Source organism: Streptomyces sp. NBC_00388 (assembly GCF_036061255.1).
Classification (GTDB): Bacteria; Actinomycetota; Actinomycetes; order Streptomycetales; family Streptomycetaceae; genus Streptomyces.
The window spans coordinates 4,506,885-4,526,645 of sequence record NZ_CP107948.1; the positions used below are offsets into that span (position 1 = coordinate 4,506,885).

Genomic DNA, 19,761 nt, shown 5'->3' on the forward strand with positions numbered 1-19,761 from the left:
GGACTGATGAGAGGCCAACGGGTGGCGGGGCGGAAGACGTTCACCGGCGCATGTGCCGGTGCGGGCGCGTATGCGAGGTACGGGGCGCGAGCGGTACGGACATGGCTCGGCCGGGCGGGCGCAGGGGCCGACCGTGGTCTGTCCACCATTGAGGTCGTCATCCTCGCTCCCATCATGATCCTCTTCATCCTGGTGCTCGTGGGCTTCGGCCAGCTGGTCGAAGGACGCGGAGCGGTGGACAGCGCCGCGCGGGACGCCGCCCGCGCGGGATCGATCCAGAAGGACGGCGGCGTCGCGATGTCGGAGGCCCGCAGGGCAGCCGAGGCGGACCTGACCGATGTGTGCTCCGGCCCGGTCTCCGTCACGGCCAAGGGGTTCGTGAAGGGCGGCTTCTTCACCGTCGACGTGAGCTGCCAGATCCGCGGCCTGGCCATGCTGGGCCTGGACATTCCCACCACGCTGAGCGGACATTCCACCTCGCCGATCGACCCGTACCGGAGGACGCAGTGAACGCGCTCACCGGATGGATCGAGTCCCGCAGGGCCCAGCTGGACGACCGGGGTTCCGGTGCGGCGGCGGTCATCATCTTCGCGTTCCTGTTCCTGGCGCTCGCGGCGTTCGTGGTGGACGGAGGCCTGTCGATCTCGCAGCGCGAGCGGGCCGCGGACATAGCGGAGCAGGCCGCGCGGTACGCGGCGCAGGACATAGACCGGGAGGCCCTTTACGGCAACCACGGCGGGGCAGCGCCCATCAACTACCAGAACTGCGACGCGCGCGTGCATGCCTTCGCGGTCGAGATGGGGATGTCCGCCCAGGACATCGGCGCGTCGCACTGCACGGCGGCCAACGCGCAGCGGGTCGAGGTGACCGTGCAGCTGACGTATCAGCCGGTGCTGACGGGCCTGTTCTACAGCCACTCGATCACGGTGCACGGGTCGTCGGTCGCCGAGTCCGTCACGGGCTGACGGCGCGCGAAGCGTTCGATCCAGCACACGTGGTGGTTGCGACAGCCCGGACATGGGGATGCCGGTGCCCGCTACCACTGGGCGAAGGGCAGTGCGAAGGATGGCGCGGACCGGGGCAGAGCTGCTGCGGTGCGACAGGCGGCGTCCGGCAGCCGTGCTCACATACGTTCCACCCGGATCCCTGCCTGCTCCAGTGCGGCCCGGAGTTTCTCCGGGTGGCGGGTGGGGGCACACCAGATGGGGGACGGCGCGAAGCGCTGGGGTGACGAGGGCTTGAAGAACGAACGCTCCTGGGGTGCCCGGAACTCCGGCACGTTCACTCCGGCGAGGTCGACGTTGATGATGACCGCCGCACGCATGTAGGGAGCCGTCATCAAGCCGAGCTTGATGGTTCCGGTGGCAGTGTCCAGGCGGGACGATCCCACGTCGCGTCCCAGCTTGGCGATCTTCCGGATCTCCTTGGGGTCACTGACCACTTCGACGCGCTGCACGGCGGCCCATGGGCAGAAGAAGACCTGACGCCGGTGTGCCCGCGCCCGGGGAAGCTTCGTCCCTCGCGCCTCACCGCGCGCTCGCAGACGCTCTGTCCGCTGGATGCCACCGATCCAGATCCCGGCCGCGTCGACTCGGATCCCGATCGGCCGGTCCTCCGCCAGGTGCAGGCCTCCGAGGCTCACGGATCCGAGGAAGCCCAGAATGATCCCCGGCATGAACACCGAGTAATTGCCGGTCAGCGGCAGGGCGACGAAGGAGACGATCAGCAACAGGGGCCAGAAGAAGCCGTGGAACACCAGCGGCCAGCGCAGTGCTGAGCGCCCCTCGGTGTAGTGGACCGGTTCGGTCGTCGCAGGCAGGTTCATGCGGTAGGCCCCTGTCCGTGCCCGGTGAGCAGCTCGCCCAGTTGGCGGCCGAGGGCTTCCTCGTCGCAGGCAACCGGGGCGCCGCTCGCATTGCGTTCGACGCTGAGACCGGCAGAACTCCTGCGGACCTCGAAACGGTCCAGGCCAGGACCTGAGCCCTTGTTCGGCTGGTATACGTCGATCACCTTGGACGGGCGCCGGCCGAACCGGTGACCGGCAGGAGCACGGTCGACCCAGCGCAGCAGCGACCGGACGGCCTCAGCGGGACTGGCCAGTACGTACTTGTAGGCCGGCCCGAACCGCGACACATGGTTGCCGGTCGCTTCCTCGGCCAGCACGGCCCGCAGCCCGCGCCCTTCCTCGGCGATTCCGTACAGCCGCATCCGGTCCGGTCCGCCCTTGGACCCTTCCCTGCGTACGACGATGAACGACGGCTCGGTGCGGCCTGCAAGGATCATGGCGAGCAGCGGGCGCACCGGAAGACCGACGCTTTCGCCTGGTGTGTTCTCCTCCGTACCCGCTCCGGATGCCTGAGCCGGATCGGGCTCGTCCAGCAGGCCCCGGTGGACAAGGAACTTCAGCGCCATGGCGGAGAGTTCGAAACGTTCTGCCTCGGCCATGCCGGACCACCACGACCAGGCGTCCTCGTCGACGAGGGTGGTCTGCATGGCTCCGAGCACGCAGAGCTCCGCGGTCGACAGGGCGGGCAGTTGGACGGCGTCATCCCGCTCGACCTGGTCCAGCAGCGCCTGCGACGCGTCGACGTCTGCCTGTCGGGGGTCACCCGTCATGATGTGCTGCCTCCATCGGCTGCTCAGAAAATACTGGTGACCGCATGCCAGGTGCTCTTGGCTGCCGATGCCACGGCGTGCCCGGTCGCATTGCACACGTTCTTGAACGGTTTCCAGTGGTGGTAGAGGTACGTGCCGCCCAGGTAGAGGCCGGTACCGACCATGACGACCTCGCCGACTCCGGGGACGGCGTCCAGGGGGGTGAGGAGGGCGAGCGTGTCCCAGGTGGCAAGCCCCGCGTTGACCCCGGCCGCGCCGCGGTCCACCCACCCCATCGCCCCTTTGTCCTCGGGGTTGAACATGGTGTAGCCGTCACCGATGAGTGCCAGCCCGTTCAGCCCGACGCTCGCCCCTCGCAGCCACGGGATTCGCGCTGCTTCCCCCAGGCTTGCCGCCTTGGATCCCTCGTTCCACTTGGCGATCGCGTCCCAGTCCTTGGCGAAGTCGTCGATCGCCTGGGCGAGGTCCGCCTCGGTGGCCGCGCCGCTGCTCATGGCGTTCATGATCGGGCGGGCCATCTTCGGGAAGTCGGCCTCCATGAGTTCGGGGATCCGTGCCGCGAACTCCTCCGCGGTCTTGATGTTCTCCTCCGCGCCCTCCGCGCCGTGCATCAGCTTCAGCAGGACCATGTCCGCGTACGGGGCCGGCACGGCGTGCAGGCGCTCGTCCCACTTGCGCAGCTCACCTTCGGGGCCGAAGAGCTTCTCCCACAGCCCCGGGTTCTCCTCCTTCAGCTCCTCGCCCGCCTTCGCCACCTGCTCCTTGAGCTGCTTGGCGGAGAGGGTGTCCAGGCAGGTCTTGGCGAGCGTGGCCTGTGCGTCGCCGAGGGCGGTCGCGCACGTGCCCGCGGCGCGGTTCAGGTCGGAGCTCGCGTCGCTGACCTGCTGGCCGAGCGCTTTGACCGACTGGCCGTGCGCGGCGGCCGAGGTGTGCGCGGCGTGTATCTGCTTGTCGGCGCTGGTGTTGGCGCCTTTTACGGCCTTCTGCGCGGTCTCCAGCGCTCCGGCGTAGGCCTGCAGCGCGGTGGACGCCGCGCCCGCCGCCACGTGGACCGCCTTGAAGCGTGGGTACACACCCTCCGCCGCCGTCCGGTACTGCTTGGCCAGCGGCCCGGACCAGCCCTTGAGTACGGCGTCGACGTGCCGCTGGAACGTCGTCAGCAGCGTGGAGTGGTCGTGGGCCAGCGACTTGAACCGGCCGGCGGCGGTCCGCAGGGTTTCGGGGCTCCCGGACGGGACGGTGTACGTGGGAGGCGTCATTTCCCGTCCCCGCCTGCCTTCTTGAGGTTCTCGGCGGTGGTCCGGGCGACGTCACCGAGATCGCTGACCGAGGTGCCTGTGTCGTCGGCCGCCTTCGCGATCGCACCGGACAGTGCCGTGATCGCCGAGGCCACCCGGGGGTCGCCGGCGGAGCCGGACGCCTGCTTGCCGGCCGCCGTCGCGGCCTTGGAATGACTGGTGGCCGAGGTCACGACCGATTTCATGGACGAAGCCGACGCCTGTATGTGCTCGGCGTCACCACCCCGGTATCCCACTGCTGCCCACCCCGTATCCGGTACCCGCCCCGGCTGGTACCGCCCAGCCCCGGCCTCGGCTTCAGACGGTGCTCGGCGTGCCGGGCGCAGTCAACGCGGGAAGGGGTGCATCGCGGACTCTTGGCCGGGCGGTGAGCGGAACTTTGCAATCGTGTGGCCAGGCGAAAACGTTGCCGGGGCGGAGCCGGTTCCGGTGTGCCGGGGCTCGGACGATCGGTGGGGGTGGCCGGATGTGCTCCACGCGGCCTCCGCGGCCGTACGCAGTGCCGGCACTCGTGGTTGTTTGCATTCCCGACCTGTACGTCGGTCCGCCAGGTCCGCAGCATGAGCGGCCACCATCCGGGAGATCGCACCGTGACCACCTCCACGTACGCAGCACACCCCGTACCGGACGCCGAGATGCGGGCGCTCCTGTCGGTCCTGCACGGGCAGCGCCGTCATGTTCTCGGGATCCTCGACGGACTCGGTGCGGAGGCGCTGCGGCGGCCCGTGCTGCCGTCGGGGTGGAGCTGTCTGGGGCTGGTCCAGCATCTGGCGCTCGACGTCGAGCGGTTCTGGTTCCGCGCCGTGGTCACCGGCGACCAGGACGTCATCGAGTCCTTGGACGACACCGTCGACGCCTGGCAGGTGGCGCCGGGCGTGCCGCACGGCGAGGTCCTCGACCGGTACCGCCGGGAGGCGGCGCGCGCCGACGCCGTCGTCACCGCTGCGACCGCGGACGCCTCCCTGGCCTGGTGGCCCCGCCATCTTTTCGGGGAGCCGCACCTGCACTCCGTGCGTGACGTACTGCTCCACGTCATCACCGAGACCGCGTGCCACGCCGGTCACCTCGACGCGGCGCGGGAGCTCATCGACGGCCGGCGCTGGATGGTGCTGACCTGAGGCCCGGCCCGTGGACGGCCGGGCCAACACCGTTGCTGCAATCAGCGGTTGATGGTCTGGATCTCCTGGACGTTCATGTCCTGGGTCGTCTCGAAGGTCCCGTCGGGGAGCGCGTGCGTACCGTCGTTGTCCGAGCCCTGCCAGGTGATCTTCCAGGTGATGGAAGCCTTGAGCTGGTACGGCTGCCCGTCGGTGGCGTGCAGGTAGCTGATCCCGCAGGGCGGGTCCTGGTTGGCGTCGCCCGCCTTGTACGGGGTCCCGATGGAGCCGTCCTTGTTGAAGTCGCAGGTGCCGGAGGCGGGGAAGGTGTCCGCGTCGTCCGTGCCCGGGTCGAGGTGGAGGCTCACGGGCTTCGCGGTGGTCTCGGCCCAGAGCCCGGTGTTGGGGAGTTCCGCGCGGACGACGACGTCCTTGAAGGTGCCCTTGTCCAGCCAGACCCAGGTGGGCAGGTTCACGGTGGACTTGGTCTGCGGCTTCAGTTCGATCGTGGTCTCGGGGACCTTGACCCGGTTGTACGCGTAGTCGGCGAGCATTTTCGGCGTGGGCGCGTGCGGGATCTTGGGGACCTGACCGGCGGGCTGCCAGAACATGATGCGGCCGCAGTCCCAGGATTCCGGATCGGATTCGTCGGGCGCTACGCTTCGCCAGAAATAACCGCCCTTGCCGATGTTGTAGTTCTTGTACCCATCGGCTTTGGAGTTGGGATCGTCGAAGTTGTCTTCGGGCTTGCCGTCCTTGTAGTGGTCGGTCCAGAGGGTTTTTCCGTACCACGACTCGTGGATTCCGACATCGCCCTGGCCGTCCGTCTTATCGACGAAAGCCTTGAGTTGCCCAGGCGTGAAAACCGGCTCGTACCAGCACGCCGGTGGTTTCCAGTTGGGGTCGACTGCTCCGAGATTGCCTTTTTTGCCGCTCCCGCCGCCTCCCTTGGGATAGCTGAGCCGGATCTGGGAATGGGTGGCGGACGCGCTGACGTTGCCCTGGTCGTCGGAGTCGCCCTTCGTGCCGCCACCGCCGATGGCGTGCGCCGGGCCTGAGGCGACTGCGAGCGCCGTGAGCGAGGCCATGGCGAGGGCCGCCGTCCTACGCTGTGTCGTCACGACGGGCAGCCTCCCCTCTTGGAGCTGGTGGACACGGTCTGCCAGACGCCTTGCGAGTTCTTCTGCAGAGTGGACGTGTAATACACAGTGGGGTCGGTGCCTGCGGGATTGCCCTCGACCTTGCCTGATTTGCGGTCCTTTGTGTACCCCTTGCTCTCATCCATGCAGTAGTTGAGGATCGCTCGCTTCTTCTCGTTGCCGAGCATGGTCACCTTGGCGTCATAGACCGGCGCCTTGCCGATAAGCGTCAGGTTCTTGCCGGTGTAGGTCTTCATCCACTTCTGGTCCTGCGAGAGACCAGCGGCAGTGTCGTAGAACTTCAGGTAGTCGGCGTCGGGAGTATTCGCGATGATCGCGGCATATCCGGCTCGGACCTGTTCCTTGCCGTCGTTGAGTACGGCCTGCTCAACGGAGTCACTACTGGTCCAGCTCTGAAAGTTCAGCTGAAAGGACTTGGGGATCGTGATCTCGGGCCGCGCTGCGCCCGGCGCCGCAGAAGCCGAAGCAGACGGGCTCTTCGTCCCCCCGTCCACGCCCTTGATCTTGTCCTTGGAAGCGTCGTCGTTGCTGCTGCCTCCGCAAGCGGTCAGCAGTAGCGCCGCACTGATGGACAGTGCGGCGGCAATGGTCGGAGTGCGGCGGGCCACGAGTGTTCTCCCCCGGTTGATCGGCGACGGGTCGGCAGTCCGGACTGCAAACCTGCAGGGCAATCGAAGCTACCAGCCGCATGTAAAGGGCAGCAGAGGACCGTTCGGGGATTCCGTGCGATGTGCGGCATGTGTGACCTCGTCGTGACGAACCTGCCGCGGGCGGGGGTGTTTCGCGGGTCCCGGGCGGCCGTGTGCACCTGCGATGCAGGGTGGCGGAAGGCACGGCCGCTCGTATCGTGCCGCGTCGCCAGGCGGAGGGGGGCTCCGACGCCGGGTCTGCCGCCGCCGGGTCGCGGATCCCCACGACCCGGCGGACTGTGATCCGGCGGACCGCGTCCCGGTCTCCCGCTACATAAAAAGCTCTTCAGTACGGGAGAGAAAACCCCTTCCCGACCCTCCAGACCTCACCCTGACCCGCGTCACCCACACGAGTGAGCTTGACCAACTGAGCTGGATTTCGGGCTGGTTGGCTGGCATATGCTCGCCGCGACAAACAACACCAGACATGCGACGGCCCCCGTCCAGGACGGCGAATCCTGAGACCGGGGGCCTGACCACCGAGGAAGAATCGAGCTTCCCGATGGATACCCAGCAGGTTAGCGCGCCCCCGTGCGCCTCGTCCCGCGATTCCCGAGGCGTCAGGTCGTCCGACCCCCGGTCCTTGAGTAGCCGGTCCTCCGGCATCAGGCTCTCCGGCGTGAGGTCCTCAGGGGCCAAGCCCTCCGGTGTCGTACACGTCAACGCCCGGCACACCGCACGCTTCACGGTGGTCGGCAATCACCTCGCCCAGCACCGTGGGCTGTCCCTCGTGGCGATCGCGCTGGCCGTTCACATCCAGTCGTTGCCCGCCGGAGCCAGGGTCGGCGTCAAGGTCCTCGCCGACCGTTTCCCGGAGAGCGAGGCCCGCGTGGCCGCCGCACTGCGCGAGCTGGAGGCCCACGGCTACTTGCGGCGCACCCGGGAACGCCTCTCGAACGGCCGGGTCGTGACCCGTACGGTCTCGTACAACCAGCCGGATGCCGAGGCGCCCACCGCCCGTGTCCCCGCTGCTCCCGCACCAGCACCGGCACCGGTACCAGCACCGGAACCTGCTCGCTCCCCAGCCTCCGCCCCAGCACCAGCACCAGCACCCGCCCCCGTACCGCAGCTGCATCCCTGGCCCGAGCCAGCACCGCCCACGCCCCGCCTCCCCCGGCCCGCCCCCAGCCGCGCTGTCCCGCCCCCGGCCCCCGGCAGCGCACCGGCGAACGAGGCTGTGCCACGCCCGGCCCTCGTGCTTCCCCGGCCGCTGGATCCCGACCCGGAACGTCACAGCGCGGCCATCGCCCTGCTCTGCGGCCTGCGCCGCGACGAGCCGCGGTTGCTGCTGGCCGAGACCGATGTCCAGCGCCTGGCCCCCGCCGTCGCGGCCTGGCTCGAACGCGATGCCCATCCCGACGCCGTACGGGCGGTCCTCACCGCCGACCTGCCCGAGCGCCTGAGACAACCCGCAGCGCTTCTCGCCCACCGGCTCACGGTCCTCGTGCCGCCGCCGCTGCCCGCTCTCCGGGCCGGGGGAGTGTCCGGACCTCCCGTCCCGCTCCAGAACTGCGACGCCTGCGACCATGCGTTCCGGTCACCCGAGCCCGGCCGGTGCCGCGACTGCCGGTCCGGGGCGCGGGGGGCGGGGGCCTGGGGCCGGTCCGAGCCTGCGGCAGACTCCTCCGTATGACCAAAGTCCTCATCACCGGCGGTGCCGGATTCATCGGCAGTACCGTCGCTTCCGCCCTCATCGATGAGGGGATCACGCCGGTCATCCTCGATGACCTTTCCCGGGGGCGGCGCGAGTTCGTCCGCGACCGGGTTTTCTACCAGGGGGATATCGCCGACGGTGCTCTGGTGGACCAGGTGTTCGCGGACCACCCCGACATCGGTGCCGTTCTGCACTGCGCCGCCAAGATCGTCGTCCCCGAGTCCGTCGACCGGCCGTTGCACTACTACCGGGAGAACGTCGCCAAGACCGTCGACCTCCTCGAGTCCCTGCAGCGCAACGGTTGCGAGCGGGTCGTCTTCAGCAGTTCTGCCTCCATCTACGCGCCCACCCCCGACGCCCGTGCGGACGAGACCTGCCCGGTGGCCGCGTCGAGCCCCTACGCCCGTACCAAGCAGATGATGGAGCAGGTCCTCCAGGACTGGACGGTGGCGGCCCCCGTCCGGGTCGTCGCGTTGCGGTACTTCAACCCGGTCGGGGCCGATCCCCAGCTGCGTACGGGGCTGCAGGACCTGAACCCGACCCACGCGCTGGGCAAGCTCATCGAGGCGCACACCGAAGGGACCCCGTTCACGATCACGGGAGTGGAGTGGGACACCCGCGACGGCAGCGGTATCCGTGACTACATCCACGTCTGGGACCTCGCCCGCGCACACGTCGCGGCCCTCACACGCTTCGACGGGATCGTCGAACCCACGGCCGACGACCGGTACCTGGTCATCAACGTCGGCACAGGCCGGGGCACGACCGTGCGCGAACTCGTCACGGCCTTCGAGGAGGCCGTGGGGGAGACCATCGACGTGCGGGAGGCAGGCCCGCGACCCGGTGATGTCATCGGCTGCTACGCCTCCGGCGGCCGCGCGGGCGAGCTTCTCGGCTGGAGCGCCCGGAAGAGCTTGGTGGAAGGTGTACGCGACGCGCTGGACTGGCGGGCGAAGTGGGCCGCTCAGGTGGCTGGTTGACCGGGCCGGTGAAGGCACGGGACGAAGTGCGACTCGGGAGAGCAGGAACCAGGGACGTGAACAACAGCATGCCGAACACCCACGCATCCGGCGCAGGCACCTGGATACTCGGCGACCGGAGTGTGAACCGGGTCGGGCTGGGCGCGATGCGCCTCACCGGCAGCGCCGCGTTCGACCTCGGCGTACCGAGCGACCGCAGGACATCGATCCAGGTGCTCCGCCGCGCCGTCGAGCTCGGTGTCAACCACATCGACACCGCCTCGTTCTACTTCTCCCGTATGCGCTCGGCCAACGAGCTGATCAACACGGCCCTCGCCCCGTACGGGGAGGACCTCGTCATCGTCACCAAGGTCGGCCCCGGCCGGGACCCCTCGGGCGACTGGTACACGGCCACGCCCGGCCAGTTGCGCGGCCAGGTGGAGGAGAACCTCCGCCAGCTGGGCCGCGACCACCTCGACGTGGTGAACTTCCGCCGGATGTCGGAGGGCTCCGTCTCCGACCATTTCGGTGCGCTCGCCGAACTCCGCGATGCCGGGATGATCCGGCACCTGGGCGTATCCAACGTCACCGCGCAGCACCTGGCGGAGGCGCAGGCCATCGCGCCGGTGGTCTGTGTGCAGAACCGCTTCAGCCTCGACGTCCCCGGGGATGGCGAACTGCTCCGGCACTGCGGGGAGCAGGGCATCGCGTTCGTGCCGTTCTTCGCCATCGCCGGTGAGGGCCGTGACGGGGGCGCCGGGGCCGGTGGCGCCGAGAGCGCGCACGTACGCGCCGTCGCCGACGCCCACGACGCGTCCCCGGCGCAGGTGCGCCTGGCGTGGACGCTGCAACAAGGCCGGCACGTCCTGGCGATCCCGGGGACCGGCAACCCCGTCCACCTGGAGGAGAACGTGGCCGCAGGGGCGCTGCACCTCACCGGTGAGGAGATGGCCCTTCTCGGCACGGCTGTGCGCTGAGGGGCCGCAGGGCGGCGCCCGGATCGCGCGCGCCGCACGCCGGGCCGCGGGTCACCCTCCGGGCGATTCGTCGATGGCGGGCATCGGCCCGCCATCCGGCATCCACCGGCTGAGGAAGCCCGCCTGCCGGGCGGCGTCGACCAGTTCGATGCGCGCGCCGATGCTGTCCATGCGGTGATAGGCGAACGGCCTGCCGTGGGGGCAGCCGGAGAACTCCACGGGCATGCCCTCGCTTTCCAGGCGCGCGGAGCCCTGCTCGATGTCGCTCGTCCAGAAGCCGAGGTGATCGAAGCGGGCGCCCGCCGACGCGTCCCACGGGCTGCCTCCGGGGCCCTCGATCAGCTCGATGAACGGCGGTCCGCCAGTGGTGAAGACGATCCGGTATTCCCAGTCGCCCAGCCGCTCGGAGGCCGGGTCGCTCCACTCGACACCGGCCGAGCGCCGGAAGTCGGACATGGCCCGCTCGATGTCCGGGACGGCGAAACAGACGTGGTAGTAGGCGGTCATCCACCCATGATCGAACGAGCCGGCCCCGGCTGCCCGAGGTTTGTCGCCCGGACAGGCGCCGGACCGGTGACGGATCGGTGGCGGGCCGCCGTGATCCCCGGGTGCCGGGGCCCGTTCTGTCACCGCGGTCCCGTCCGGTCTCCGGCGTGCAATCAGGACAAGCGTCAACAGCCCCGTCATATCGGGCGCGTTGTGTTCGCCGGGCCCTGTCTGTCCTTCGAAAGCGTCCGTACCATCTCGGTAGGCTCACCCCACCCCCCGACTCCCGATCCCGAACCCGCTCCCTCTCCCTCCACAGGACACCCGCCATGGCGCGCAATACTCCCGGTTCGACGGGCCCGACCAACCGGACGCCCCAACCCCTGCCCCGGCAACGGACCGCGGGTGACTTCGCCAAGGCGTTCTTCGCGTTCCTCGCGCTCGCGGGGCTGCTGCTGGCCGTGCCGCTCGCCCTGTCGACCCAGGGCTGGCCGCTGCCGCACGGCATGCCGTCCTTCGACATGGTGCAGCAGCAGATCACGGTCGACACCTTCGTGAACATCCTGGTCTGCGTCGTCTGGCTCGCCTGGGCGCAGTTCACCGCGTGCGTCCTGGTGGAGATAAAGGCAGCCATCTCCGGTGTGGGGATGCCCTCGCACATTCCGGGTGCGGGGCCGAGCCAGATGCTGGCCCGGCAGCTGATCGCCGCACTGCTCCTGGTCAGCGCCACCGCCGCGAGCTTCGCGCCCGGTATCGCGCAGTTCGGGCAGTCACTGGAGTCGACGCACAAGCCGACGGTCGCCGCCGCGCAGCAGGCCCCCGGGATCGGCTCCGCGCAGCAGGCGCAGGCAGCCGTGGCCTCGCAGGCCGACGCGCAGGCCCACGCCGAGCAGGCGAACGCGAGGACCGGCTCCGAGGGCGCGACGAAGTTCTACCGGATCAGCCCGCCCGAGGGGCGCCACCACGACTCGCTGTGGGAGATAGCGCAGCGCCACCTCGGCGACGGCCGCAGGTACAAGGAGATCTACCAGCTCAACAAGGACCGGATGCAGCCGGACGGTACGAAGCTGTCCGAGGCCAGCCTCATCAGGCCCGGCTGGATCATGGAGATGCCGGCCGACGCCCACGGCGGTGAGGTCGTGCAGATGCCGGACCAGGCGCCCAAGGTCTCCGAGCAGGTGCGCCACCAGATCGACGACTACGCCAAGTCCGGGAACCACCAGGAGCAGCCCGCGCAGCACCAGGGCGGCAGCCGCGTCGACAACCCGACGGCGCAGATCTCCGTACCGGAGCAGCGCCTGCCGAACGCGCCCGCGACGGGCGCCGGTTCGGGGGCCGTCGCGGAGGCGCCGTCGCAGAGTTCCGGCTCCGGGCTCGGGCTCTCCGCCGCTCTCATCGGAGCTCCGCTGCTGGCCGCCGGTGTGCTCGGTGCGCTGGGCCGCAGGCGCCGGGCGGCGCTGTGGCAGTCGGCGATGACCGCGGTGGCCGGACGGCGCGGCATGGAGCCGCCGATCCCCACCGGCGACGCGGCCGATGTCCACGACGCGCTGCTGGTCGGCGCCGACCCGGATGCCGTCCGCTTCCTCGATCTGGCGCTGCGCGGGCTCTCCGCCTCCCTCGACGGCGAGAGCCGTCCGCTGCCCGTCGTGTACGCGGCCTGGCTCACCGGCGACGACCTGCACCTCCAGCTCGCCCAGCCGTCGGGGACGCCGCCGGCGCCGTGGGAGCTGGGGCAGGACCAGACGTTCTGGCGCCTTGAGCGGTCGGCCGTCGCGGCGTACGAGGGCATCGACCCGGAGACGTCGGCCGCCCCGTACCCGGGACTGGTCAGTCTCGGCACCCGCGACGACGCGCGGCTGCTGCTGAACCTGGAGGCGGTGCCGGGCCTTGTCGCGCTCACCGGGGCCGACCCCGACCGCGCCGCCGTTCTCTCCTCCGTCGCCGCCGAACTGGCCACCAACGGCTGGTCGGACCGGATGACCGTCACCGTGGTGGGCTTCGGCGCGGAGCTCGGCCCGCTGGCTCCGACGCGGCTGCGCCACCTCGGCTCCGTCGAAGAGCTGATCGAGACGCTCGGCGCCGAGATCGGGCAGCGCCGCAGCGCACTCGGCGCGGCCGGGCACGACTCGGTGCTCACCGGCAGGACCGGCCCGGCCCAGCAGACCCGCTGGGCCCCGCATCTGGTGCTCGTCGCGGACGAACCGACCGCTGAGGAGGCCGGCGCCCTCACCGAACTGACCGCCGACTCCGGGCGGCTGGGCATCGGCTGTCTGATCGGCGCCGGCGCGAACGGGCAACTGCCGGGCGCCACGTGGGACCTGGAGATCACCGGGGAGGGCAGGCTGCTCGCCCCGCTGCTCGGCCTGGAACTCGACGCGCAGTTGCTGCCGCAGGCCCAGCACGAAGCGGTCGTACGGCTCTTCGCCGACGCCGACCCGCAGGGCGACGGGCCCGAGCCGGCCCGCCCGTTCCTGGTCGACATCACCGAGCAGGGGCGCCCCGCCGTCTACGCGCGACTGGTCGGTCCTTACGAGATCATCGGCCTCGACACCCCGGACAGCGAACGCAGCGCGCTGCTGCACGAAGCGCTCGCGCTGCTCCTGCTGCACCGTGAGGGCGTCCACCCGCGGGTCCTCGCCTCGGCCATGTGGCCGCGCGGTGTCACCCCGGAGGTGTGCGACGCGCTCATCGAGCGGCTCCGGCTGTGGCTGGGCACCGACGAGGACGGCTCGGCCCGGCTGCGTACCGACAGCACCGGGCGGCTCACCCTCGCCCCGTCCGTCGTCTCCGACCTGGACGTGCTCCGGTCGCTCCACCACGAGGCGACCGAGGGCCGGGGTGCGCGGCGTGCGTCGGTGCGGGAGAGGCTGCTCACCGACGCGCTCGGACTCGTACGGGGGCCACTGCTCGCCGACCGCACGGAGGGGCGCTACACCTGGCTGACCCACGAGATCATCGACACACAGCTGCCGCTCCTGGTGGCCGATGTGGCGCTGGCCCTGTCGGCGCACCACCTGGAGCAGGGGCACCCGGAGAAGGCGATCGCCTCACTGCGCGCGGCGGTCTCCGGGTCGTCCGCCGACGAGCGGCTCTGGAACGAGATGCTGCGCGCGACCCATGCGACGGGCGATGCGGAGCGGGTGCGCGAGCTCGCGGCCGACCTGACCGTACGGAGCGGGGAGCGCGGGCTGCCCCCGCGCACCGAGGCGCTGCTGGACGAGCTGCTCCCGGGATGGCGCGGGGGAGTCGCTGCGGCGGGGTGACGGTACGCGGGGCGCGGGCGCGGACGCTGTGGCTCCGGGCCCGCAGGGCTCCGTCCCGACCCCCGGCCCGTACCCCCGGCTCCGCCCCCGCCCGTTTCCCGATCGCCGGGCGGGCCGGGCGGAAAGCCGTACGGGCGTGGCATGGCCCCGCGAACAAGCGGACAAAGGGGGCGCAGTCTTTCGCTGAGCTCCCTGGCGTAGGCTGGATCGGTCGTCAGTAGCCCCTTGGGAAGGACCCGCCCGGTGACCGAGAACGCCGACCTTACGTCTGTAAATGTCGCAGCCGTCCTCGACCGTGCCGCCGCAGGCGGGCGCATCACTCCCGAGGAAGCGCTCGTCCTGTACCGGGACGCTCCGCTGCACGCGCTGGGCGCGGCGGCCGACGCCGTGCGCCGGAGGCGGTATGCCGGGACCGAGCACATCGCCACGTACATCATCGAGCGCAACATCAACTACACGAACCTGTGCGTGACCGCGTGCAAGTTCTGCGCCTTCTACGCCGCTCCGAAGGACACCGAGAAGGGCTGGACCCGCGACCTCGACGACATCCTGCGCCGCTGCGCCGAGACCGTCGAGCTCGGTGGCACGCAGATCATGTTCCAGGGCGGGCACCACCCGGACTTCGGCGTGGAGTACTACGAGGAGCACTTCGCGGCCATCAAGAAGGCGTTCCCCGAGCTCGTGATCCACTCCCTCGGCGCCTCCGAGGTCGAGCACATGGCGCGGATCTCCAAGGTGTCGGTCGAAGAGGCCGTCTCGCGGATCCACGCGGCCGGGCTCGACTCCTTCGCCGGCGCGGGCGCCGAGCTGCTGCCCGCGCGGCCGCGCACGGCCATCGCCCCGCTCAAGGAGTCCGGCGAGCGGTGGCTGGAGATCATGGAGGTGGCGCACGGGCTCGGCGTCGAGTCCACGTCGACGATGCTCATGGGCACCGGCGAGACCAACGCCGAGCGCATCGAGCACCTGAGCATGATCCGTGACGTACAGGACAGGACGGGCGGCTTCCGTGCCTTCATCCCGTACACCTACCAGCCCGAGAACAACCACCTGAAGGGCCGGACGCAGGCCACGCTCTTCGAGTACCTGCGCATCATCGCCATCGCCCGGCTCTTCCTCGACAACGTCGCCCACATCCAGGGCTCCTGGCTGACGACCGGCAAGGAGGTCGGCCAGCTGTCGCTGCACTACGGCGCCGACGACCTCGGCTCGATCATGCTGGAGGAGAACGTGGTCTCGTCGGCCGGTGCCAGGCACCGGTCGAACCGGATGGAGATCATCGACCTGATCCGCAAGGCCGGACGGGTCCCCGCGCAGCGTGCGACGACGTACGAGCACCTCGTCGTGCACGACGACCCGGCGAACGACCCGGTCGACGACCGCGTCGTCTCGCACATCTCGTCCACGGCGATCGAGGGCGGCACGGCCCACCCCGAGCTGAAGCTCCTCGACGCCAACTGAGGCGGCCTTGCTGACCCTTCACCGGGCGCGCGGGGAAGCGGTCGTCGTCGACGGCGACCGCATCGCGGCGCTCGGCCCCTACGACGAGCTGGCCGCGGCGTACCGGGACCGGGCCCGGCTGCGCAGCTGGGAGGGGGTGCTCTCCCCGGGCCGCCACGAGCCGGACGCACCCGCGCTCCTGGAAGCCGCCTACTGGCCCGACCCCCGTGAGGACCTCGGCGCCGGTCCGCTGACCGGCGAGGAGCTGGCCGCGCTCGGGATGACCGGCGTCCGGTGGGGCGCGAGCGCCCGGCGCGGCCTGCAACGGCTGCTGGCCGCCGGGACGACGTCGGTCGCCGGGCCGTTCGCGCGGCCCACCGTCCGCACCGCCGTCGAGCGGTCGGGCCTGTCGGTGACCGCCGGGGTGTCCGCACTCCCGCTGCCCCGCCCGCTCGCGGTGTCCGGCCGGGCCGACTTCGCGGTGTACGACGACGGCGGCAGCTGCCTGGTGACGTGCGTCGGGGGGCGGATGGTGCACCGGGCGCGCTGACGTCCGGCCGGCCCGTCCCGGAGGGGGCGAGACGGTCCCGTCCGCTCCGGAAGTGCCGGGCGGGCGGTGTGAGCCCGCGCTACGGTCCGGCCCACCCGCCCACCCGCCCACCCAGGCGATGAGTTCGCACTACGTCGAGGTCGTCGACGGCCGGGGGACGTACCGGTCGATCCCGTTCCGGTACGTGTGGCCGGCGGAGCTCGATCTGATGGCCCGACTCGCCGGTCTGACGCTGCGCGAGCGGTGGGACGGATGGGACCGTGCGCCCTTCACCGGCGAGAGCGGCCGGCATGTCCCGGTCTGGGAGAAGCCCGCGGGCTGAACCACTGACCGGTGCGTCAGCGGACCGTGACGGTCGCGCAGACCACCGTGGACTGCTCGTGCGGATACGGGTCCGCCTCGCGGGCCCCGTCCCGGAGCGGACCGCGGGCCGGTGCGGACAGCACCGGCTCCGGGGCGGACACCGTCGCGCGGGGCGGGGGCAGGAGTCGGCTGCCGGGCCCGGGGCGCCGGCCGGACCCACCGGCATCGCGTTACGGGGGTGGCCGTGGGCCGCGGGCCGCTCGTGGGCCTGATGCCTCCGTCCAGGGACTGGGTGAGGGCCCAGCCGCCCACCACCAGGACGAGCCGGCCGCCGAACAGCCACCGCCGCAGGGCTCTCCCCGTCGTTCCCGCCGGACGTCATCGCATGGGGCCTCCCCCGTACGGTCACATGATCGCCACGATGGCAGTGGAGGCGTGGGGCCGTACCCCGGGGAGCCCGTGCCACGCGGATCGCGACCCTGTGCCCGGGCGCCGGCGGGCCGCACGACACAATGGACGGGTGACCCGAGCCTCCCTGGACAAGCAGCCGCACGAAGTCGCCTCGATGTTCGACGATGTGGCGGCGAACTACGACCTGACCAACGACGTGCTGTCCCTCGGGCAGGCGCGGCTCTGGCGCAAGGAGGTCGCCAAGGCCGTCGGCGCCCGCCCCGCGCAGAAGATCCTCGACCTCGCCGCCGGAACCGCGACGTCCTCCCTGCCGTTCGCACGGACCGGCGCGTACGTCGTGCCCTGCGACTTCTCGATCGGCATGCTCCGGGTCGGCAAGGCGCGCCATCCCTACCTCCCGCTGACCGCGGGTGACGCGACGAAGCTGCCCTTCCGCGACGGGGTCTTCGACGCGGTGACGATCTCGTTCGGGCTGCGCAACGTACAGGAGACGGACGCGGCGCTGCGGGAGCTGTACCGGGTCACCAAGCCCGGCGGCCGGGTCGTGATCTGCGAGTTCTCCCAGCCCACCTGGGCCCCGTTCCGCACCGTCTACACCGAGTACCTGATGCGCGCGCTGCCACCGGTGGCGACCGCCGTCTCGTCCAACCCGGACGCGTACGTCTATCTCGCCGAGTCGATCCGCGCCTGGCCCGACCAGCCCGCCCTCGCCGCCCGCCTCCAGCAGGCCGGCTGGGCGGACGTCGCGTGGCGGAATCTGACCGGTGGCATCGTGGCGCTGCACCGGGGCTTCAAGCCGAAGGACTGAGCCGGAACCGGATGCGCGGGAGGGGCCGGGTCCGCGGGAACTGCCGGTCCCCGCGCCCCGTCCCCGGCCGAGCGCCCCCGTCCCCGGCCGCGCGCCCGTTCCGCCGGTCTCAGGCAGGCGATCCCGTGAGGCGGAGCCGGAAGCAGTGTCCCTTCCGCTTCGACACGGGTGTCACGAATGTCTCGTGCAGCTCCATCCCGAGCCGCCGCGTCACCGCGATCGACCGCTCGTTCCCGGCGTCCACCATCGCGAACACCTCCCCGACCCCGGCCGCCCGTACCCGCTCAAGTCCCGTACGTGCGGCGGCGGTCGCATACCCGCGCCCCCAGTACTTCCGGCCGAGCCGCCAGCCGATCTCGATCCCGCCCACCGGACCGAACGTCTCCTGGGGCCACGGCTGCGCCCCGGTGAAGCCCATCACCTCGCCGTCCTCGTCGAGCATCGTCCAGAGACAGAAGCCGCGCTCGGCGTCGTGTCTGCGCTGCCGCGCGGTCAACTCCTCGTACACGGACAACTCCTTCGACGCGCCGCCATGGAATTCCATGACGTCGGGGTCGTCGAACACCTGGTGCCAGGCATACGCGTCCTCCTCGGTCGGGACACGCAGCCGGACGACTGGCGCGGGCTTGTTCACTTCGGTCCAACCCTTCAGCTGATCGATCAAGAGGTCCCCATAGACTGCACCTGTCCAGTGCCCTTCGGCACGTGAAACCGAGTCTTCCGGAGTTCCCGCCGTGACCGAGCCCCTCTCCGAGCACAGCGCAGATGTGATCGTCGTCGGGGCAGGCCCTGCCGGCTCCACGACCGCGTACTACCTGGCCAAGGCCGGACTCGACGTCCTGCTCCTGGAGAAGACCGCCTTCCCGCGCGAGAAGGTCTGCGGTGACGGCCTGACCCCGCGCGCGACCAAGCAGCTGGTCTCCATGGGGATCGACATCTCCGAGGAAGCGGGCTGGCTCCGGAACAAGGGCCTGCGGATCATCGGCGGCGGAGTGCGCCTCCAGCTGGACTGGCCGGACCTCGCCTCGTACCCGGACTACGGTCTGGTCCGCAAGCGCGACGACTTCGACGAGCAGCTGGCCCGCCAGGCGCAGAAGGCGGGCGCCCGGCTGTACGAGCGCTGCAATGTCGGCGCCCCGATCACCGACCCGCGCACCGGCCGGATCACCGGGGTCAACGCCAAGATGGGCGAGGAGAAGACCCCGGTCACCTTCCACGCCCCGCTGGTGGTCGCCGCCGACGGCAACTCCACCCGGCTGTCCATCGGGATGGGCCTGCACCGCCGCGACGACCGGCCGATGGGGATCGCGGTCCGTACGTACTTCACCTCGCCGCGCCACGACGACGACTACCTGGAGTCCTGGCTGGAGCTGTGGGACCGCCGCGGCCCCCAGGACCGGCTGCTCCCCGGGTACGGCTGGATCTTCGGCATGGGCGACGGCACCTCCAACGTCGGCCTCGGCATCCTCGACTCCTCGGCGGCCTTCAAGGAGCTGGACTGGCGCGAGGTGCTGAAGGCGTGGTGCGCTTCGATGCCGGAGGACTGGGGGTACGTCCCCGACAACATGACGATGCCGATCCGCGGGGCCGCCCTGCCGATGGCCTTCAACCGCCAGCCGCACTACACCAAGGGCCTGCTGCTCGTCGGTGACGCGGGCGGCATGGTCAACCCGTTCAACGGCGAGGGCATCGCGTACGCCATGGAATCCGGCCAGATCGCGGCCGACGTGATCGTCCAGGCGGCAGCGCGTGCGACGCCCGCGCAGCGCGAGATGGCGCTGCACAACTACCCGAAGATCCTCAAGGACACGTACGGCGGCTACTACACGCTGGGTCGCGCGTTCGTGAAGCTGATCGGGAACCCGAAGGTGATGAAGCTCGCGACCCAGCGCGGCCTGACGCACCCGGTGCTGATGAAGTTCACCCTCAAGATGCTGGCGAACCTGACGGACCCGACGGGCGGGGACGCGATGGACCGGATCATCAACGGGCTGTCGAAGGTGGCCCCGAACTCCTGACGGCTGCGGCGTCCAGGCCGCCGGCGGCATCAGCC

Annotated in this window: 19 protein-coding genes and 1 pseudogene; 12 read left to right on the forward strand and 8 right to left on the reverse strand. The window is 70.7% G+C overall.

The genetic code is table 11. The features are described from left to right. The first annotated feature begins 6 nt into the window (after window positions 1–6). The gene (locus tag OG917_RS20235) at window positions 7–510 is read left to right on the forward strand and encodes a TadE/TadG family type IV pilus assembly protein (RefSeq protein ID WP_328319024.1); all 504 of its coding nucleotides are present in this window, start codon (window positions 7–9) and stop codon (window positions 508–510) included. Beyond that, window positions 507–965: a pilus assembly protein TadG-related protein gene (locus OG917_RS20240; RefSeq protein ID WP_328319025.1), complete on the forward strand. Its 459-nt coding sequence runs from the start codon at window positions 507–509 to the stop codon at window positions 963–965. Before OG917_RS20235 ends, OG917_RS20240 begins: the two co-directional genes overlap by 4 nt. Before the next feature lie 158 nt (window positions 966–1,123). Here OG917_RS20240 and OG917_RS20245 read toward each other — a convergent pair whose 3' ends face one another. The 4 genes from OG917_RS20245 to OG917_RS20260 are packed head-to-tail and all read right to left on the reverse strand — an operon-like array spanning window position 1,124 to window position 4,099. Further along, a complete protein-coding gene (locus tag OG917_RS20245) occupies window positions 1,124–1,825 on the reverse strand; it encodes a hypothetical protein (RefSeq protein WP_328319026.1) in 702 nt (233 codons plus the stop codon). Next, the gene (locus OG917_RS20250) at window positions 1,822–2,616 is read right to left on the reverse strand and encodes a hypothetical protein (RefSeq protein WP_328319027.1); all 795 of its coding nucleotides are present in this window, start codon (window positions 2,614–2,616) and stop codon (window positions 1,822–1,824) included. Before OG917_RS20250 ends, OG917_RS20245 begins: the two co-directional genes overlap by 4 nt. Before the next feature lie 23 nt (window positions 2,617–2,639). Continuing rightward, window positions 2,640–3,875, reverse strand: a complete 1,236-nt coding sequence (locus OG917_RS20255; RefSeq protein WP_328319028.1) for a WXG100 family type VII secretion target — start codon at window positions 3,873–3,875, stop codon at window positions 2,640–2,642. Next, on the reverse strand, window positions 3,872–4,099 hold the full coding sequence (locus tag OG917_RS20260; RefSeq protein ID WP_328319029.1) for a hypothetical protein: 228 nt from the start codon (window positions 4,097–4,099) through the stop codon (window positions 3,872–3,874). Before OG917_RS20260 ends, OG917_RS20255 begins: the two co-directional genes overlap by 4 nt. A 450-nt stretch (window positions 4,100–4,549) precedes the next feature. Here OG917_RS20260 and OG917_RS20265 point away from each other — a divergent pair, with 450 nt between their 5' ends. After that, complete coding sequence (locus OG917_RS20265) at window positions 4,550–5,032, forward strand: mycothiol transferase (protein ID WP_328322040.1); 483 nt, start codon at window positions 4,550–4,552, stop codon at window positions 5,030–5,032. Between the two features lie 41 nt (window positions 5,033–5,073). Here the strand turns inward: OG917_RS20265 and OG917_RS20270 are convergent, their stop codons facing one another. Then, entirely contained in the window at window positions 5,074–6,099 is a 1,026-nt protein-coding gene (locus OG917_RS20270; RefSeq protein WP_443059093.1) for a hypothetical protein, read from the reverse strand. A 29-nt stretch (window positions 6,100–6,128) separates the two neighbouring features. Then, entirely contained in the window at window positions 6,129–6,779 is a 651-nt protein-coding gene (locus OG917_RS20275) for a hypothetical protein (protein ID WP_328319031.1), read from the reverse strand. Between the two features lie 583 nt (window positions 6,780–7,362). Here OG917_RS20275 and OG917_RS20280 point away from each other — a divergent pair. The 3 genes from OG917_RS20280 to OG917_RS20290 all read left to right on the forward strand — a co-directional run bounded on the left by OG917_RS20280 (window position 7,363) and on the right by OG917_RS20290 (window position 10,450). After that, a complete protein-coding gene (locus OG917_RS20280) occupies window positions 7,363–8,493 on the forward strand; it encodes a helix-turn-helix domain-containing protein (protein WP_443058995.1) in 1,131 nt (376 codons plus the stop codon). Beyond that, entirely contained in the window at window positions 8,490–9,494 is a 1,005-nt protein-coding gene (galE, locus tag OG917_RS20285) for a UDP-glucose 4-epimerase GalE (protein ID WP_328319033.1), read from the forward strand. Before OG917_RS20280 ends, galE begins: the two co-directional genes overlap by 4 nt. Window positions 9,495–9,562: 68 nt before the next feature. Then, window positions 9,563–10,450 (forward strand): aldo/keto reductase, encoded by an 888-nt coding sequence (locus tag OG917_RS20290; protein ID WP_328322041.1) that lies wholly within the window; start codon window positions 9,563–9,565, stop codon window positions 10,448–10,450. A gap of 51 nt (window positions 10,451–10,501) precedes the next feature. On the opposite strand, the gene OG917_RS20295 is transcribed toward OG917_RS20290, so the two are convergent. Continuing rightward, window positions 10,502–10,957, reverse strand: a complete 456-nt coding sequence (locus OG917_RS20295; protein WP_328319034.1) for a VOC family protein — start codon at window positions 10,955–10,957, stop codon at window positions 10,502–10,504. Between the two features lie 308 nt (window positions 10,958–11,265). Here OG917_RS20295 and OG917_RS20300 point away from each other — a divergent pair, with 308 nt between their 5' ends. The 5 genes and pseudogenes from OG917_RS20300 to OG917_RS20320 all read left to right on the forward strand — a co-directional run bounded on the left by OG917_RS20300 (window position 11,266) and on the right by OG917_RS20320 (window position 17,708). Then, complete coding sequence (locus OG917_RS20300; protein WP_328319035.1) at window positions 11,266–14,199, forward strand: BTAD domain-containing putative transcriptional regulator; 2,934 nt, start codon at window positions 11,266–11,268, stop codon at window positions 14,197–14,199. A gap of 243 nt (window positions 14,200–14,442) precedes the next feature. Next, window positions 14,443–15,657: a cyclic dehypoxanthinyl futalosine synthase gene (gene mqnC, locus OG917_RS20305; RefSeq protein ID WP_328319036.1), complete on the forward strand. Its 1,215-nt coding sequence runs from the start codon at window positions 14,443–14,445 to the stop codon at window positions 15,655–15,657. A gap of 7 nt (window positions 15,658–15,664) precedes the next feature. Continuing rightward, the gene (locus OG917_RS20310) at window positions 15,665–16,186 is read left to right on the forward strand and encodes an imidazolonepropionase-like domain-containing protein (RefSeq protein ID WP_328319037.1); all 522 of its coding nucleotides are present in this window, start codon (window positions 15,665–15,667) and stop codon (window positions 16,184–16,186) included. Between the two features lie 109 nt (window positions 16,187–16,295). Then, a pseudogene (locus OG917_RS20315) lies at window positions 16,296–16,508 on the forward strand (SAM-dependent methyltransferase); the annotation flags it as partial. Window positions 16,509–17,009: 501 nt separating this feature from the next. Next, the gene (locus tag OG917_RS20320; protein ID WP_328319038.1) at window positions 17,010–17,708 is read left to right on the forward strand and encodes a demethylmenaquinone methyltransferase; all 699 of its coding nucleotides are present in this window, start codon (window positions 17,010–17,012) and stop codon (window positions 17,706–17,708) included. 109 nt (window positions 17,709–17,817) lie between these two features. Here the strand turns inward: OG917_RS20320 and OG917_RS20325 are convergent, their stop codons facing one another. Beyond that, entirely contained in the window at window positions 17,818–18,372 is a 555-nt protein-coding gene (locus OG917_RS20325; RefSeq protein WP_328319039.1) for a GNAT family N-acetyltransferase, read from the reverse strand. A gap of 70 nt (window positions 18,373–18,442) precedes the next feature. On the opposite strand from OG917_RS20325, the gene OG917_RS20330 reads away from it, so the two are divergent. Beyond that, window positions 18,443–19,726, forward strand: coding sequence for a geranylgeranyl reductase family protein (locus OG917_RS20330; protein ID WP_328319040.1), 1,284 nt, complete (start codon window positions 18,443–18,445; stop codon window positions 19,724–19,726). Window positions 19,727–19,761 lie beyond the last annotated feature (35 nt).